Source organism: Salinibaculum sp. SYNS191, assembly GCF_037338445.1.
GTDB lineage: Archaea > Halobacteriota > Halobacteria > Halobacteriales > Haloarculaceae > Salinibaculum > Salinibaculum marinum.
This window is the reverse complement of the sequence record NZ_CP147838.1, coordinates 2803186-2817965: the sequence shown is the minus strand read 5'-3', so window position 1 is coordinate 2817965 and position 14780 is coordinate 2803186. Positions and strand designations below refer to the sequence as shown.

15 protein-coding genes and 1 pseudogene are annotated in these 14780 nt (G+C 67.7%); 10 read left to right on the top strand and 6 right to left on the bottom strand.

Translation table 11 applies throughout. The features are described 5' to 3' along the window. Nucleotides 1-2 precede the first annotated feature (2 nt). The 5 genes and pseudogenes from WDJ57_RS14920 (at nucleotide 3) to WDJ57_RS14900 (ending at nucleotide 4988) form a co-directional block, all read left to right on the top strand. Nucleotides 3-1037 (top strand): ABC transporter permease, encoded by a 1035-nt coding sequence (locus tag WDJ57_RS14920; protein ID WP_338901627.1) that lies wholly within the window; start codon nucleotides 3-5, stop codon nucleotides 1035-1037. Next, nucleotides 1037-2071: pseudogene (locus tag WDJ57_RS14915) on the top strand (ABC transporter ATP-binding protein); the annotation flags it as partial. The gene WDJ57_RS14920 and the pseudogene WDJ57_RS14915, both read left to right, overlap by 1 nt. Nucleotides 2072-2145: 74 nt before the next feature. Continuing rightward, nucleotides 2146-3486 (top strand): ABC transporter ATP-binding protein, encoded by a 1341-nt coding sequence (locus tag WDJ57_RS14910; RefSeq protein ID WP_380629837.1) that lies wholly within the window; start codon nucleotides 2146-2148, stop codon nucleotides 3484-3486. Nucleotides 3487-3526: 40 nt separating this feature from the next. Further along, a complete protein-coding gene (locus WDJ57_RS14905) occupies nucleotides 3527-4066 on the top strand; it encodes a hypothetical protein (RefSeq protein ID WP_338901626.1) in 540 nt (179 codons plus the stop codon). A 43-nt stretch (nucleotides 4067-4109) separates the two neighbouring features. After that, a complete protein-coding gene (locus WDJ57_RS14900) occupies nucleotides 4110-4988 on the top strand; it encodes a hypothetical protein (protein WP_338901625.1) in 879 nt (292 codons plus the stop codon). 8 nt (nucleotides 4989-4996) lie between these two features. Here the strand turns inward: WDJ57_RS14900 and WDJ57_RS14895 are convergent, their stop codons facing one another. Further along, the gene (locus WDJ57_RS14895; protein ID WP_338901623.1) at nucleotides 4997-5344 is read right to left on the bottom strand and encodes a ferredoxin; all 348 of its coding nucleotides are present in this window, start codon (nucleotides 5342-5344) and stop codon (nucleotides 4997-4999) included. Between the two features lie 120 nt (nucleotides 5345-5464). On the opposite strand from WDJ57_RS14895, the gene WDJ57_RS14890 reads away from it, so the two are divergent. After that, on the top strand, nucleotides 5465-5767 hold the full coding sequence (locus WDJ57_RS14890; protein ID WP_338901622.1) for a hypothetical protein: 303 nt from the start codon (nucleotides 5465-5467) through the stop codon (nucleotides 5765-5767). 72 nt (nucleotides 5768-5839) lie between these two features. Here the strand turns inward: WDJ57_RS14890 and WDJ57_RS14885 are convergent, their stop codons facing one another. The 3 genes from WDJ57_RS14885 to twy1 form a co-directional block, all read right to left on the bottom strand. After that, entirely contained in the window at nucleotides 5840-6388 is a 549-nt protein-coding gene (locus tag WDJ57_RS14885) for a peptidylprolyl isomerase (protein ID WP_338901621.1), read from the bottom strand. Nucleotides 6389-6454: 66 nt separating this feature from the next. Then, nucleotides 6455-7726, bottom strand: coding sequence for a hypothetical protein (locus tag WDJ57_RS14880; RefSeq protein WP_338901620.1), 1272 nt, complete (start codon nucleotides 7724-7726; stop codon nucleotides 6455-6457). Nucleotides 7727-7882: 156 nt separating this feature from the next. Beyond that, on the bottom strand, nucleotides 7883-8860 hold the full coding sequence (gene twy1 / locus WDJ57_RS14875; RefSeq protein WP_338901618.1) for a 4-demethylwyosine synthase TYW1: 978 nt from the start codon (nucleotides 8858-8860) through the stop codon (nucleotides 7883-7885). Nucleotides 8861-9066: 206 nt separating this feature from the next. Between twy1 and WDJ57_RS14870 the strand changes: the two genes are divergently transcribed. From WDJ57_RS14870 to argS, 3 genes are all read left to right on the top strand, one after another. After that, nucleotides 9067-9630: an HTH domain-containing protein gene (locus WDJ57_RS14870; RefSeq protein WP_338901617.1), complete on the top strand. Its 564-nt coding sequence runs from the start codon at nucleotides 9067-9069 to the stop codon at nucleotides 9628-9630. A gap of 87 nt (nucleotides 9631-9717) precedes the next feature. Beyond that, nucleotides 9718-10164: an HTH domain-containing protein gene (locus WDJ57_RS14865; protein ID WP_338901616.1), complete on the top strand. Its 447-nt coding sequence runs from the start codon at nucleotides 9718-9720 to the stop codon at nucleotides 10162-10164. Nucleotides 10165-10229: 65 nt separating this feature from the next. Next, on the top strand, nucleotides 10230-11990 hold the full coding sequence (argS, locus tag WDJ57_RS14860) for an arginine--tRNA ligase (RefSeq protein ID WP_338901615.1): 1761 nt from the start codon (nucleotides 10230-10232) through the stop codon (nucleotides 11988-11990). A 3-nt stretch (nucleotides 11991-11993) separates the two neighbouring features. On the opposite strand, the gene WDJ57_RS14855 is transcribed toward argS, so the two are convergent. Then, on the bottom strand, nucleotides 11994-12806 hold the full coding sequence (locus tag WDJ57_RS14855; protein WP_338901614.1) for a MinD/ParA family ATP-binding protein: 813 nt from the start codon (nucleotides 12804-12806) through the stop codon (nucleotides 11994-11996). Nucleotides 12807-12920: 114 nt separating this feature from the next. Between WDJ57_RS14855 and prf1 the strand changes: the two genes are divergently transcribed. Next, on the top strand, nucleotides 12921-14165 hold the full coding sequence (gene prf1, locus WDJ57_RS14850) for a peptide chain release factor aRF-1 (protein WP_338901612.1): 1245 nt from the start codon (nucleotides 12921-12923) through the stop codon (nucleotides 14163-14165). Nucleotides 14166-14382: 217 nt separating this feature from the next. Here prf1 and WDJ57_RS14845 read toward each other — a convergent pair whose 3' ends face one another. Next, nucleotides 14383-14775 (bottom strand): DUF6276 family protein, encoded by a 393-nt coding sequence (locus WDJ57_RS14845; protein ID WP_338901610.1) that lies wholly within the window; start codon nucleotides 14773-14775, stop codon nucleotides 14383-14385. Nucleotides 14776-14780: the final 5 nt, after the last annotated feature.

The window sequence follows — 14780 nt, the reverse complement described above, 5'->3', positions numbered from 1 at the left end:
CTATGTCAACGAAACGTGGCCGAATTCAGATACGTGGCTTCGACGCAGACCGAGTCGAGAAGCGGGAGCGCCTGTCAGACTGGACGCCCGACACCGGGTCGAAGACCGAGAGCCGGTGGAAGCGTGCCTGGCGGGACTTCCGGAACAACCGCAGCGCGATGCTCGGGCTTGCCATCGTCGGCGTCCTCACCTTCCTCGCCATCTTCTCTCGCCCGGTCGTCATCGAGGGAATCACGGTGCAACCACTCTCGCTGGCACCCTACGACCCCAAGGCGATTCTGTACCTCCAGTACCCCGACGTGACCGCCTACCAGCCGCCGTCGCTCGCGCACCCGTTCGGGACCGACGGCTCCGCGCGGGACCTGTTCTCGCGGGTCCTCTACGGCGGCCGCTTCAGCATCTCAATCGGCTTCATCGTCGTCATCATCACGGCGACCATCGGGCTCATCTACGGCGCTATCGCCGGCTACTACGGCGGCTACGTCGACAAGGTCATGATGCGCTTCGTCGACGTCATCTTCGCGTTCCCGGGCCTGGTCCTGGCGCTCATCATCGTCGCCACGCTCGGCCGGGGCTACTGGGAACTCGTGCTGGCCTACACCATCGTCGGGTGGGCAGGCTACGCCCGCATCATCCGCGGGGAGATTCTGAGCGTCAAGGAAAACGAGTACGTCACCGCGGCGAAGGCACTCGGTGCCAGGGACCGCTCGGTCATCTTCAGACACATCGTCCCGAACGCCGTCGCACCGCTCGTCGTCCAGGCGTCGCTGGCAATCGGTACGACTGTCATCGGCGTCGCCGCGCTCGGGTTCCTCGGACTCGGCCTGCCGCCGAACTCCGCCGAGTGGGGGACGATGCTCGACTCGACCCGCCAGACCATCGTGCAGGGCCCCGGCGGGGCCATCCCCTGGTGGGCCACCGTCTTCCCCGGCGGTGCCATCTTCATGTTCGTGCTGGCGATGAACCTCATCGGCGACGGCATCAACGACGCGCTGGACGCCCAGCAGACGACCGTCGGCCCCGGAGGTGACGAGTGATGGCCCTGCTCGAAGTGGAAGACCTCACGGTCAAGTTCTACACGGAGGAGGGCGTCGTGACGGCCGTCGACAACCTCACGTACACCATCGACCGCGGCGAGAAGTTCGGCGTGGTCGGCGAGAGCGGCGCGGGCAAGAGCGTGACCGCGCTCTCGCTGATGCGACTCATCGAGAACCCCGGCCGCATCGAGAGCGGCACGATTCGGTTCAAGGGGACCGACATCTTAGAGATGAGTGAGGAGGACGTCCGCGACGTCCGCGGCAACGAAATCGCGATGATCTTCCAGGACGCACAGACCGCGCTCAACCCCGTCTACACGGTCGGCGACCAGATATCGGAGGCCATCCGTCACCACCTCGACTACTCGGAGCAGGAGGCAAAAGAGCGAACCATCCGCCTGCTGGACAAGGTGGGTATCCCCGACGCGGAGACGCGCTACTCCGATTACCCACACGAGTTCTCCGGCGGGATGCAACAGCGCGTCGTCATCGCGATGGCGCTGTCCTGTGACCCCGACATGCTCATCGCGGACGAGCCGACGACGGCGCTGGACGTGACCACCGAGGCCAAGATTCTCGACGAAATCGAGGAACTGGCCGACGAGTTCGACACCGCGGTCCAGCTCATCACGCACGACCTCGGCGTCATCGCGCGCGTCTGCGACCGGGTGATGGTCATGTACGCCGGGCGGCCGGTCGAGAAGGCCCCCGTCGACGACCTCTACTACGACCCGAAACACCCCTACACGGTCGGGCTGATGAGTTCGATTCCCCGCATCGGGGACACGCGCGACCGGCTCCAGACGATACCGGGGACGATGCCGGACCTGGTGGACGTACCGCCGGGCTGCAGTTTCCACCCCCGGTGTCCCTTCGCCGAGGAGAGCTGTACGCGGCGGGAGCCGCCGCTTTTCGACCCCGAGACGGGACGCGAGGACGACGGCGAGGCCACCGACCACGTCGCCGCCTGTCTCGCATACACCGACGGGTTCGAGGGCGAACTCGATTACGACGTGTCGGTCCGCGGTGAGGAGACAGTAGAGAACATCGCCCGGACGGAGGGAGGGAATCTAGACAGGCCCACGACCGCGCCGACGAGGAGCCAATCCTGCGCGCGGAGAACCTCCGGAAGTACTACGATTCCAGCGGCGGCATCATCGACAACTTCCTGGGACGGGTCCAGAAGGTCAAGGCCGTCGACGGCGTCGACCTCGAACTCTACGAGGGCGAGACCGTCGGCGTCGTCGGCGAGAGTGGCTGCGGGAAGAGCACCCTCGGGCGGACCCTGCTCCGGTTGCAGGAGCCGACCGACGGGGAGATATACTACCGCGGCGAGCGCCTGACGGACCTCTCAGAGAGCGAACTCCGTGACCGCCGGAAGGACGTCCAGTACATCTTCCAGGACCCCTTTGCCAGCCTGAACCCGCGGCTGACCGTCGGCGACATCATCGGCGAACCGCTCGACATCCACGACATCGCCACCGGCGAGGAACGGGAGGAGCGCATCCGCGAGCTGCTGGACATCGTGGGGCTGAACCCGCGGCACACCCACCGCTATCCCCACGAGTTCTCGGGCGGGCAGCGCCAGCGCATCGGCATCGCGCGGGCGCTGGCGGTCGACCCCGAGATAATCGTCTGCGACGAACCCGTCAGCGCACTCGACGTGAGCGTCCAGGCACAGATTCTCAACCTGCTCGAGGACCTCCAGGAGGAGTTCGACCTCTCCTACATCTTCATCGCCCACGACCTCAGCGTCGTCGAGCACATCTCCGACCGCATCGCGGTGATGTACCTCGGCGAGTTCGCCGAGGTGGGCACGACCGAGGAGGTGTTCCAGCCGCCCCATCACCCCTACACCGAGGCGCTGCTGTCGGCGATTCCCGAACCTGACCCGCTGTGGGAGGGTCAGCAGATATTCCTGCCGGGGAACGTCCCGTCGCCGCTGAACCCGCCCTCTGGCTGTCGGTTCCACACCCGGTGTCCGCGGGTCATCCAGCCCGAGGCGTACGACCTCGACCAGGAGGTCTGGCGGTCGATGCTCAGCATGCAACTCCGCGTCCAGCGGGCGGACCACGTCGAGGCCATCACCGCCCTCACGGAGGCGGAGGGCGAGGACGTCGAGGACGCCGAGGTCGTCGACCCCACCGCGGTCGACCGCGAGGAACTCGACACGCTCGTCCGCGAGGAGTTCGACCTGCCCGACCGGCTGGGCGACCCGCAGGCAGAGGAGGTCATCGGCGACGTCGTCGACCGGCTGTACGCCGAGGACCTGGACGGGGCGCGCGAGGTCGTCGCCGCGGCACCGGACTCGCCGTGCGAGCAGGACAACCCCAGACAGGTCGCGACCGGCGAGACCCACGATATAGCCTGCCACATCTACGACGACGACTACCCGGCCTCCCGTCCGGAGACCGAAGACGAGTCCGGCGGCGTCGCCGCCGACGACTAGCGACGCAACGTTTTACGCGGGGGAACACGTACAGCGAGCAATGCGTCGGATATACGAGTCGCGCGCGCTCCACCGCGACGACGACGAACACCACGCGCCGAGCGAGCGGGACGACTACGAGCCCCAGGCGATGCGGTCGGTCAACGGGAGCGCCTGGAGCCGACGGCTCGTGCCGAACGCGCTTCGCTACCGCGCTATCTCTCTCACCATCGAGACGCCGGGAACGGACTTTCACCCCGACGAGCCCGTGCCCTTCCGTGTGACGATGAAGAACTCGATGCCGTTTCCCATCACCATCGCGACGCGCTCGCCGGTGCTGTGGACCTGGCACGTCGACGGTATCGAGGAGGCGGCCCACGTCCCGCTCCAGGACCCGCCGGACGAGACCGGGGGCCTGCACTTCAGCCGGGGGGAGAAAAAGCGGTTCACCCGCCGCTGGCGGCAGTCGTTCAAGGTGTCGGAGTCGGAGTGGGAGCCGGCCGACCCCGGCGAGTACACGCTGGGCGCGGCGGTGAACGTGGCCGACGCCGACGAAAAGGGCCTGACCGCCGAGACGACCGTCCGTCTCCTCGACGACTGAGCCGTTCGACCGCTTTTTTACCCTGGGACGCCACGGTGTGCCCATGTCGCAGTCACGCCCGGTCCTCGACTGGCTCCGCCGCCCGGAGTACACCGGCGAGAACCGGTGCACGCCCTGTACCGTCGTCAACGTCGTCATCGCCGCCGTTCTGGCCGGCGTCGCCGCCGTGGTCGCGGTGGAACTGGCCGCCGCCGTCTTCGCCGTCTCCCTGCTCGCCATCTACCTCCGGGGATATCTCGTCCCCTACACGCCGACGCTGACGACCCGCTACCTCCCCGAACCGGTGCTCCGGGCGCTGGGCAAGGAACCCGCGCCGGAGTCGCCCGACGCCGGCGAGACGTGGGAGGCAGTCGAGAAACTGGAAGCCCACCGGGAGAACGCCGTCGACGTCGACGCGTTCCTGACCGACGCCGGGGTGGTCGCGCCGGCCGAGAACGCCGACGGACCCAGCCAGTACCGGCTGACAGAGGCCTTCGCCGAGCGCGTCGACGGACACCTCGCCGACGTGCGGGAGGGAGGCGTCGACCGCGCGGCCGTCGCGGCGCTGTTCGACACCGACCCCGAGGACGTGAGCGGCGAGGACCGCGAGTACCCGGCCTACGAGGTGGGCATCCGCGTGCGGAAGTGGCCCAGCGTGGCCGCGCTGCACAGCGACGTCGCCGCCCACCGGGCGCTGGCCGAGGTGACCGACGACTGGCTGGCGGTCCCGGCCGACCAGCGCGCCAGCATCCTCGAACTGCTGCGGGGCTCGCGGGAGACGTGTCCGGACTGCGGCGGCGCGCTGACCGAGACGAGCGAGATGGTCGAGTCCTGCTGTGTCGACGTCCAGCAGTACGCCTACCTCTGTGTCGACTGTGACACCCACCTCCGGGAGTACAGCACGACGACTGAGCGGGCGGAGAAGGGCCTGACCGGGGGCTGAATCGCGAGTCACCAGTCGACGGACACCGTGCCGTCGCCTTCGGGGTCGGGCGCTATCTCCTCGCCCGTCTCGCGGTCGATGACGTGGATGACGCCGCGGTCCTTCTTCGCGGGGCAGACCTCGGCGGCTCTGACGTTCTCGTCCAGTTCGTCCTCGCCGACGAAGTACGCCTCCGGGCTGGCGATGCCCGTCGAGATGTCGAGCGTCCAGTTGTCGGACACCTCCGCACACTTGCCAGCGCCGATGCACCTGTTCGCTTCGAAGAGTATCTTGTAGGGCTTCTCGGCGACCGGCGGCGCGTCGCGCTCGCCGATATCCGCCGGGTCTATCGGGCTCTCGGCCCCGTCCTCGTCCATACCGGCCCGTTGCTCGTCGCAGGCTTTCTGTCTGTCGCTGCTGGGGGCGTCCCGCACGGACGGCCCGCTGCTATCACGTGTCACTACTATTATAAGTAATTCCTCGGCGTCAGTACGTACATGGCTCGCAAAATCACACTGTTCGAACTGCACTTCGACGCTATCCACTTCGGCACCAACTTCGGCGACGCGAACGCGGACGAGGAGACAGTCGACGAGAGCGCCGAGGACGTACCCGCCGAGTCCCCGTCAGGGCGAAGCGTGCCCGTCGTCCCGCTCGTCGGTGGCGTCGTGGTCGCCGCCGTGGTCGGCCGCCGCGCCGTCCGGCGCATCCGCCGCGCCCGCAGCGACGAGGCCAGCGACGTCAGCATCGAGATGGACGAGTCGGAGGCCGACGCGCCCGTCGAGGCAGTCGTCGACTGACCGCCGTCCGTCACACCAGTTTTCCGCAGTTGTCACCCCCCAGAGCGGGGCGTCAGGAGAGAGTTCGCCGCCCTACTCGTGAATCTCGACAGATTCGAGCGTGACCGGCGTCGTCGGCCCGTCGTGCATGTCCGTCTCGACGTTGCCGATTTCCTCGACGACGTCCATCCCGTCGGTGACCTGGCCGAAGACGGCGTGTTTGCCGTCGAGGTGGGGCTGGGCGTCCAGCGTGATGAAAAATTGCGACCCGTTGGTGTTCGGCCCGGAGTTGGCCATGCTGAGGATGCCCGGCCCGTCGTGGGTCAGTTCGTCGTGGAACTCGTCGTCGAACTGGTAGCCGGGGCCGCCGCGGCCGGTGCCGGTCGGGTCCCCACCCTGAATCATGAAGCCCTCGATGACGCGGTGGAACTCGACGCCGTCGTACAGCGGGTCGATGCGCTTCTCGCCCGTCTCGGGGTCCTTCCACGCGCCCGTTCCCGGGGCAACCTCGGTGTTCTCGTAGTCGTCGGCACCCTGTGCCAGCCCGACGAAGTTCTCGACGGTGCGGGGCGCGCGCTCGTCGAACAGTTCGACTTCGACGTCGCCGTTCGACGTGTGGAGTGTCGCAGTCAGGTTACTCATGACAGGGTGGACGACGCCACCGGGCAAAACCCTGGTGGTACCCGACTCGCGGAGCGTCCGGGCCGTTCACCCGAGCCAGAGCCGTTTGCCACAGAGCCGCGCTGCACGCTCGTCCAGTGTGGCGACGTCGCCGGTGTGGTACTGCGCCGCCAGTCGGCGGGCGACAGCCAGGTGTTCGCGGGCGACCGCGTAACGGGTGCGCGCGCGCTCGGACTGTGCGCGGTCGCGACAGCGGTCCCCGTTCCATTCGAGCGCCTCGGCGATGGCCATCCGTGCGTCGACCAGGTTCGCCACGACCCACTCGATTTGCATCCGGAGCGCGTCCGTGTCGCCGTCGAACGTCGCGTCGGTTCCCCACCCTGCTTCGAGCGCGTCGCGGTAGTGTGCCAGTGCCTCCTCCCACGCGATGGCCTCCTCGGCGGGGCCGGCCGCGGCCTGAGCGCGCTCACGGGCTGCCTCGGCGCGTTCGAGTGGCCGCCCCTGCAGCGTCCGCTCGCGGTCGGCGAGGTCGTCGAGGTCGGCCCGGAGGTCGTCGGCCGTCTCGAAGTCCTCCTCGATAGCGACGTCGAGTGCGCGCTCGAAGTGCTCGCGGGCCTGCCGGAGACACCGGTGGGCCGCGTCGTACGCGCGGCGGTCGGCCAGCCCGTCGGCTTCCTCGACGAGGTCGCGACCGCGGCTCATACGGGCGCGGCTCACCGTCCGGCGCAGCTCCGTCCGGACCGTCCGGACGCGCTGCTGGAGCGTCTGGCGAACCGCCGTGTCGTCGACGTCGATGCGGCCCGTCGCCGTCTCGATGTGTTCCCGTGCCGACTGCCGGGACTCCTCGGCGTCGTCCATCTCGCCGCGCTCGACGCGCTCCTCCAGCAGCGAGATGTGCTGGCGGGCGTCCTGCAGCGCCGCGACCACAAGCTGCCAGGTCCGGCTGAGCGCGGTCACGTCCCCGACGAGGTCGTCGACCCCGTCGGCGCTCGTGGGCTTGAGACGGAACGTCCCCCGGCCCCAGACCGTCAGGACCACCGTCGTCGAGAGGATACCGTCCTCGCGCTCGATTCGCTTGACGTCCGTGTACGGGATATCGGCCGTCTCGCGGCCCGACTTCGTGTCGATGACGAAGACGAGCTTCCGGTCGGTGGCAGCCAGCAGCGTTCCGCCGTCGCTGCCGCCGCGCTGTCGCGTTTCGTCGTCCTGTTCGTGAACCAGGGCGCCGGTGCTCGCGAGTTGGTGGACGACCGGTTCGTCCTCGGCCAGTCGCGATTCCAGCGCCTCGACCATCTTCCCGTCCGTCGGCTGGTTCCCACCCAGCAGCCGGGAACGGAGTATGCCTGTCCTCTGTGCCATTGCCCCTGTGTACCACTGGGATGTTGGACAGTAACCCGCATAAACGTTACCGGGAATTCAAATTCAAAGAATGATAATCGGAGGGCAATTGAGGGGCATCACGTCAGTACTCTGCGCCGGGGTTCCGCTCGCTTCGCTCGCGGCGGTCTCTACGCCTCAGTACTCCACGACCGGGTCCCGTTCCCAGAACTCGCTGGACTTCTCCAGTTTCGGCACCCACGTCGCCTCCTCGCGGGCCAGCATCGCCACGCGCGAGGGTTCGACCTCCTTCAGCACGTCGTGCTCGCGCAGGTACTCGCCCAACTCCTCCGTGAACGCACGGACCTCCTCGTGTTCGGGCATCGAGTCGCGGTCCAGCCGTCCCCGCGAGTGGCCGACGTGCATGTACGCCTTCATCTCGACGAAGTCGGCGTCCGCGCGGTCGCACATCGCCGCGTACCACTCCGGGTGGTGCATGTTGTGACCCTTGACCAGCGTCGTCCGGATGACGGTTCGCGTGTCGTCTTTCGCCGCCAGGACGTCCAGCGTGTCGATGAGATTGTCCCAGGCGCTGTCCTCGACGGCCTTGACCGTCGAATCAAACGTCTGGCGGTCGGCCGCATCGACGGAGACGTACAGTTGCGTCGGGTCACACTCCGCGAGCACGTCGGGGTTGGTGCCGTTCGAGACGAGGAAGGTGGTGATGTCGCGGTCGTGGAACTCCTCGATGAGTTCCGGCAGATACGGGTACAGCGTCGGTTCGCCGTCCAGCGAGATGGCGACGTGTCGCGGCTCCATGGCCTCCTCGAACACCTCGCGGGGCACCTCGTCGTTGCCGCCGAAGCCCGAGAGGAGTTTCTTCTGGAGGCGCACGGAGGCGTCGGCGACGGCGGCCGGGTCGTCCCACTCCACGTCACCGAGTTCGTAGGCGTGGCCCTGGTGGTCGCGCCAGCAGAAGACACACCGCTCGTTGCACTTGACGACCGGCGTCATCTGCATACAGCGGTGGGACTCGATACCGTAGAAGATGTACTTGTAACACTTGCCCTCCCCGCGGAGCGCGTTCTTCGTCCACCCGCAGGTCTGGGCCGCGGTGTGGTTCTCGCTGTGGTAGGCCGGGTCCGAGACCTGCTTCGGCCCGTCGGACTCACTCATTGATAGCGTAGATGGCAGTCGAGACTAAAACATCCTTGGCTCCTGAGCCTCTCTCCGGGCGCCGCCACCCCGCGCCGGGACATCCCCAGGTCTTGATAGTAGGCACACATATTTAACATCGACATTCACGATGAACTAGAACAGAACATGCGCCACTGCCAATCACGAGGCTCGTCATCCGTCGGCGAGCCGCGGGGGGACGAGGAATGACAGACGCCGGGAACCCGACAGACACAGTCGCCGGAATCGAGTCGCTGGGTAGCCTTCGAATCGACTGTTACATCCGCTCGAACATCTCGCGGGTCAGCGACAGGCAGGTGGAGGCGATTCTGGAGCGCCTGCGTTCGCTCAGCGAGGCGGGACTCGTCGCCGACTACCAGACCCGGCAGTGGCCGCCGAAGCGCCACGCCGTGGTCGAATCACAGGCTGCGGAGACGACGCGGGGGGAACTCCTGGCCAAGTTCGAGGGATGGGCGGACCAGCGCGGCTACTCGCTCAAGCCCGCCTTCCAGCGCCGGATGGTGCCCGGCTCGCTCGTCGGTGCCGACGAGCCACGGGAGGAGGTCCGGGTGCCCATCGTGACGCTCGCCCTGTATGACGAGTCGACGGAGACGGAGCCACTGACCGGTGTCGTGCCGTACACCGACGAGTACGACACCGACGAGCGACGGACCTACACCATCGACGCCTGGCTGAGCGCACTTGAAGACCGGACCCGGCAGAGTACGGGTCCCGTCACGCAGCCGTCGCCTGCCGCTGACGGCGACTGAACGGGGGCCGGAGCCGGCGGGTGGGCGGGGCCGAACGCGCCGCGTCTGCCAGATACGTTCATCTTTTCGCGCGACGTATGGGCCGCCATGACACCCCGCCCCGGCTACGAAGTGCAGGTCTGCCTCCGTCCGTTCACGCCACAGGACGTCCAACAGCGCCAGCAGGAGGTCATCGGTCGCATCGAGGCGCTGGCGGCCGACGGCATCGTCGACCCGACGGTCGTCTGGTGGAGTCCGCGGGTCTGTCCGCCGGGGACCGACAACCCTCTCAGCGCCGGGTGCCCGGACGTCGTCCACGAACTGCTGGACCTGGCCGACCGCGACGGCTTCTCGCTGGAGCCGTTCATCCGCAAGGTCGGCGGCGTCCACCCGGGCACGGACGACTCGCTGGTCCTCCCGGTCATCTGTCTCGTCGTCCGCCACGGCGGTGCTATCGGCGGCCTCTACCCCGTTGCGCTCGACGACACGAAGTTCACCGTCGAGGACGGCCTGCAGGCGCTGGAGACCGGCGGCGGCGTGTTGAACCTCGCGTAGCGGTCGCCCCCGGCGTCGTCGGCCGAACCCGTTATCCCTATACACGCCGCTGGGAAATGGGAGGTATGTTCCTCGCGATGCGAACGGAGGTCCGCGCGGCGCTTGCGGGGGCGCTCGCGGCACTGGACTTCCCGACGGACGACCTCGGCATCGAGACACCGCCGGCGGACGTCGACGCGGTGCTGGCATCCAGCGTCGCCTATCGGCTCGCCGGTGAGGCCGGCGCACCCCCGCCGGCCGTCGCCGAACAGGTGGCCGACGAGATCGACCCCGGCGAGTACGACTACGTCGACAGCGTCCAGACGCAGGGTCCCTACGTCAACTTCCTGCCCAGCGAACGGTACTTCGACGACACGCTCGAAGCCGCCCGGGCCGACGACTACGGCACGCTGGAGCCGACCGGCGACGAGGTAGTCGTCGAACACACCAGCGCGAACCCGACCGGCCCGGTCCACGTCGGGCGCGCGCGCAATCCCATCATCGGCGACGCTCTCGCCCGAGTGCTCGAGTACGCCGGCAACGACGTGGAACGGCACTACTACGTCAACGACGCCGGCCGCCAGATGGCCGTGTTCACGTGGGCCTACGAGACCTTCGACGAGGCGGACCTGCCCGAACCCGAACGCGAGTCCCCGGAGTACGAGATGGTCCGCTACTACCGCAAGGGCAACAGCTACCTCGAAGACGCCGACCCGGAGGACGTCGAGGAAGCCGAAGCCGAGATTCAGGCCATCCTCCAGGGCCTAGAGGAGGGCGAGGAGGCGGTCTACGAGCGCGTCGGCGAGGTCGTCGACACGGTGCTGTCGGGGATGCGCGGGACGCTCGAACGCCTGCCCGCGACCTTCGACGAGTTCGTCAAGGAGACCCGCTTCATGCGCGACGGCTCGACAGACGACGTCGTCGAGCGCCTGAAGGAACTGGACGGCGCCGTCTACGAGGACGACGCCTGGCAACTCACCTTCGAGGACATCGACAAGAACCTCGTATTCCTGCGGGCGGACGGCACGTCGCTGTACACGACGCGTGACCTCGCCCACCACGAGTGGAAGTTCGACACCTTCGACCGCGCGGTCACCGTCCTCGGCGAGGACCACAAGCTCCAGGCCGAGCAACTGAAGGCGACCCTCGAACAGCTGGGCCACGACACCGACCGCCTCTCGACGGTCCACTACTCCTGGGTGAACCTCCCCGAGGGCGGCATGTCCACCCGCGAGGGGACCGGCATCGACCTGGACGACCTGCTGGACGAGGCCATCGACCGCGCCCGCGAGGAGGTCAACGAGCGCATGGGCGAGCGCATCCGCGACGACGACCTGACGGAGGAGGACGTCGAGCGCATCGCCCACGAGGTCGGCATCGGCGCGGTCCGCTACGACATCGTCTCCAAGCAACCGACGAAGGGCATCACCTTCGAGTGGGAGCGGGCGCTCGACTTCGAGGCCCAATCGGCCCCCTACGTCCAGTACGTCCACGCGCGCGCCTGCGGCATCCTCGACGAGGCAGCGGCGGCGGACGTCGACGTCCCCGCACCCGACGCCGTGGACGCGAGCGCGCTGACCGACCCCGCAGAGCGGGACCTCCTGCGCGCTATCGCGGCCTTCCCGGCACGCATCGAGGAGGCCGCCGACGAACTCCAGCCCCACCTCATCGCCACCTACACCCGGGACATCGCCGAGGCGTTCAACACCTTCTACCGGGAGTGTCGCGTCCTCGACGTCGACGACGCCGAGCGCCGGACGGCACGGCTGGCGCTCGTGGCTGCGGCACAGACCACGGTCGCCAACGCGCTCGACGCACTCGGCGTCGCCGCGCCCGACTCGATGTAGAGACTACCCGAACAGTCCGAAGCGGCCGCCGGAATCGTCGTCTTCCTCGTCGTCTTCTTCGTCCGTCTCGTCCTCGAACCAGGACGCCTCGAACACCAGGTCACCCGCGGCGGGGTCTGCCCCCTCGAAGAACACGTCCGCGAGTGTCGAGCCCAGCAGTTCGTAGGCCTCGGCTGCAGGGCTGTCGGGGGCGTGCAGGACGAGCGGTTCGGAGCCGGTGGCGTCGTGGTCGACGGGAACGACGCCGAGCGTGGGGAAGTCGAACGCGGCGGTGATGGCTGCGACGTCCGTCTCGCCGGTGACGCGACAGACGAGGCCGCCGAGGACGCGGCCGTCGACGCGGTCGGCGAGGTCGGCGGTCTTCGCGGTGTCGCTGACCGCCACGTCGTCGGGCGTGGTCACGAGCAGGATGCCGTCGGCCAGGCCCAGCGGCACCATCGTCTCGTGGGAGAGGCCGGCCCCGGTGTCGACCAGCACCGCGTCGTAGGCCTCGCGGAGGGCGGTGATGACCTCCCGCAGGTTCGCAGGGTCGGCGTCGGCGAAGGCCTCCAGGGTCTGCTCGCCGGGGATGACCGTCACGTCGCCGCGGGTCTCCGTCAGGGCGTCGTCGACGGTCGCCTGGCCGGCGAGAATCTCGTGGATGGAACTGTCGTGGTCGATGCCGAGCATCTGCCCGAGGTTCGCCATCCCGAGGTCGGCGTCGACCACCACCGTGTCGTAGCCCGCCGCCTCCAGGACGGCCGCGACGTTCAGCGCCGTCGTCGTCTTCCCGACGCCGCCTTTGCCTCCTGCAATCGTACAGACGTAGCCCGCCATCGTTCGTTGGCTACACCCAGACGCGGGGGCGATATAAACCCGTCCGTCCGGGGCATCACGGCCCGCGGGTGAGAGGTCAACAGGTTCTTACGCCATCTGACCCAACTGGGAGTAATGAGCGAGCAGGAACGGGAGCAGTCGGACAAACAAAAATACGAGTTCCGGAAGGTCATCGAGGAACTCAAGGAGTACCGCGGGTCCGGGACCCAGCTAGTCACTATCTACGTCCCGCCGGACCGGCTGGTGAGCGACGTCGTCGCCCACGTCACACAGGAACACTCCGAGGCGAGCAACATCAAGTCCAAGGACACCCGGACGAACGTCCAGGACGCGCTGAAGAGCATCAAGGACCGGTTGAAGTACTACGACACCAAGCCACCCGAGAACGGGATGGTCCTCTTTTCGGGTGCGGTCGACGCCGGCGGCGGCCAGACGGACATGATTACCCGCGTGCTGGAGAGCCCGCCCCAGCCCGTCGAGTCCTTTCGCTACCACTGCGACTCCGAGTTCCTGACCGAGCCCCTGGAGGAGATGCTGGCCGACAAGGGCCTGTTCGGTCTCGTCGTGCTGGACCGCCGCGAGGCCAACGTCGGCTGGCTCCGCGGCAAGCGCGTCGAACCGGTCAAGTCCGCCTCCTCGCTGGTGCCGGGCAAGCAGCGAAAGGGTGGCCAGTCCGCACAGCGGTTCGCCCGCCTGCGCCTGGAGGCCATCGACAACTTCTACCAGGAGGTCGCCGGCATGGCCAACGACCTGTTCGTCCCCGACCGCCACGACATCGACGGCATCCTCGTCGGCGGCCCCTCGCCGACGAAAGACGAGTTCCTCGACGGCGACTACCTCCACCACGAACTCCAGGACATGGTCCTGGGGAAGTTCGACGTGGCCTACACCGACGAATCCGGCCTGCACGACCTCGTCGACGCCGCCAGCGAGGTGCTGGCCGAACACGAGATGCTGGAGGACAAGCAGGTCATGGAGGAGTTCTTCAAGGAACTCCACGACGGCGACAAGGCCACCTACGGGTTCGAGCCGACCCGCGAGAACCTGATGATGGGGGCCGTCGACCGCCTGCTCATCAGCGAGGACCTCCGCCAGGACGTCGTCACCTACGAGTGTTCCAACGGCCACACCGAGCGCGAACTCGTCGAGGGCACGGGCACGCCGACCCACACCTGCTCGCGATGCGGGGAGGAGGTCGAAGACGGCGAGCGCGAGGACGTCATCGACCACCTGATGGAGATCGCCAACCAGCGGGGCACGGAGACCATCTTCGTCTCGACCGACTTCGAGAAGGGCGAACAGCTCCTCACCGCCTTCGGCGGCGTCGCCGGGCTGTTGCGCTACGCGACCGGCGTCTAGAGCGGTCGCTGTCCGGGTTCGGGTAGGGGTAAAGTGTGGGGGAAAGGGGTCTGTCGTGGGGGACAGTGACACCGAGTCGGGGGGAAAGCCTCGGTGTCTCGGGGGGAGACGACGTCGTGCGACGTCGTGACGACATCTGTCTCAATGTCGCATTTACTCGTAGTGGCTACGGGAAAATAGGCGTAGTACCCAACTTGTTTGGGGTGGCAGCAGACAGTCAGAGAAGTTGCTCCAGTTGCGTGCGGCGGCCGGCGAGGTCGACGTCGGCGTCGATGGCTTCGTCGTACGAGAGGCGGTCCAGCACGAGCAGCGGGTCCGTGCCGGCCTGCTCGACGCGGGCGAGCAGGTCAGATATCTCGGCCCGGTAAAGCGCGAGGTTCTCCAGCAGGCCGACGAGCAGCGCCATCGGGACGGCGGCCTCGGTGTTGCCCGGGAAGGCGGTACTCACCTGCTGGAAGTCGGGCTGGTCGGCCGGCGGGTCGGCCACCGGGTGCAAGGACAGACAGCGGGTACACAGCGCCGCGCCGGGTTCGTCGCCGGGCAGGAACTCGCGTAGCTCCGTGGGGACGGGAAAGGAAAGCGTCTCGGCACCGCAGTCGGGACAGTCCATGGAGA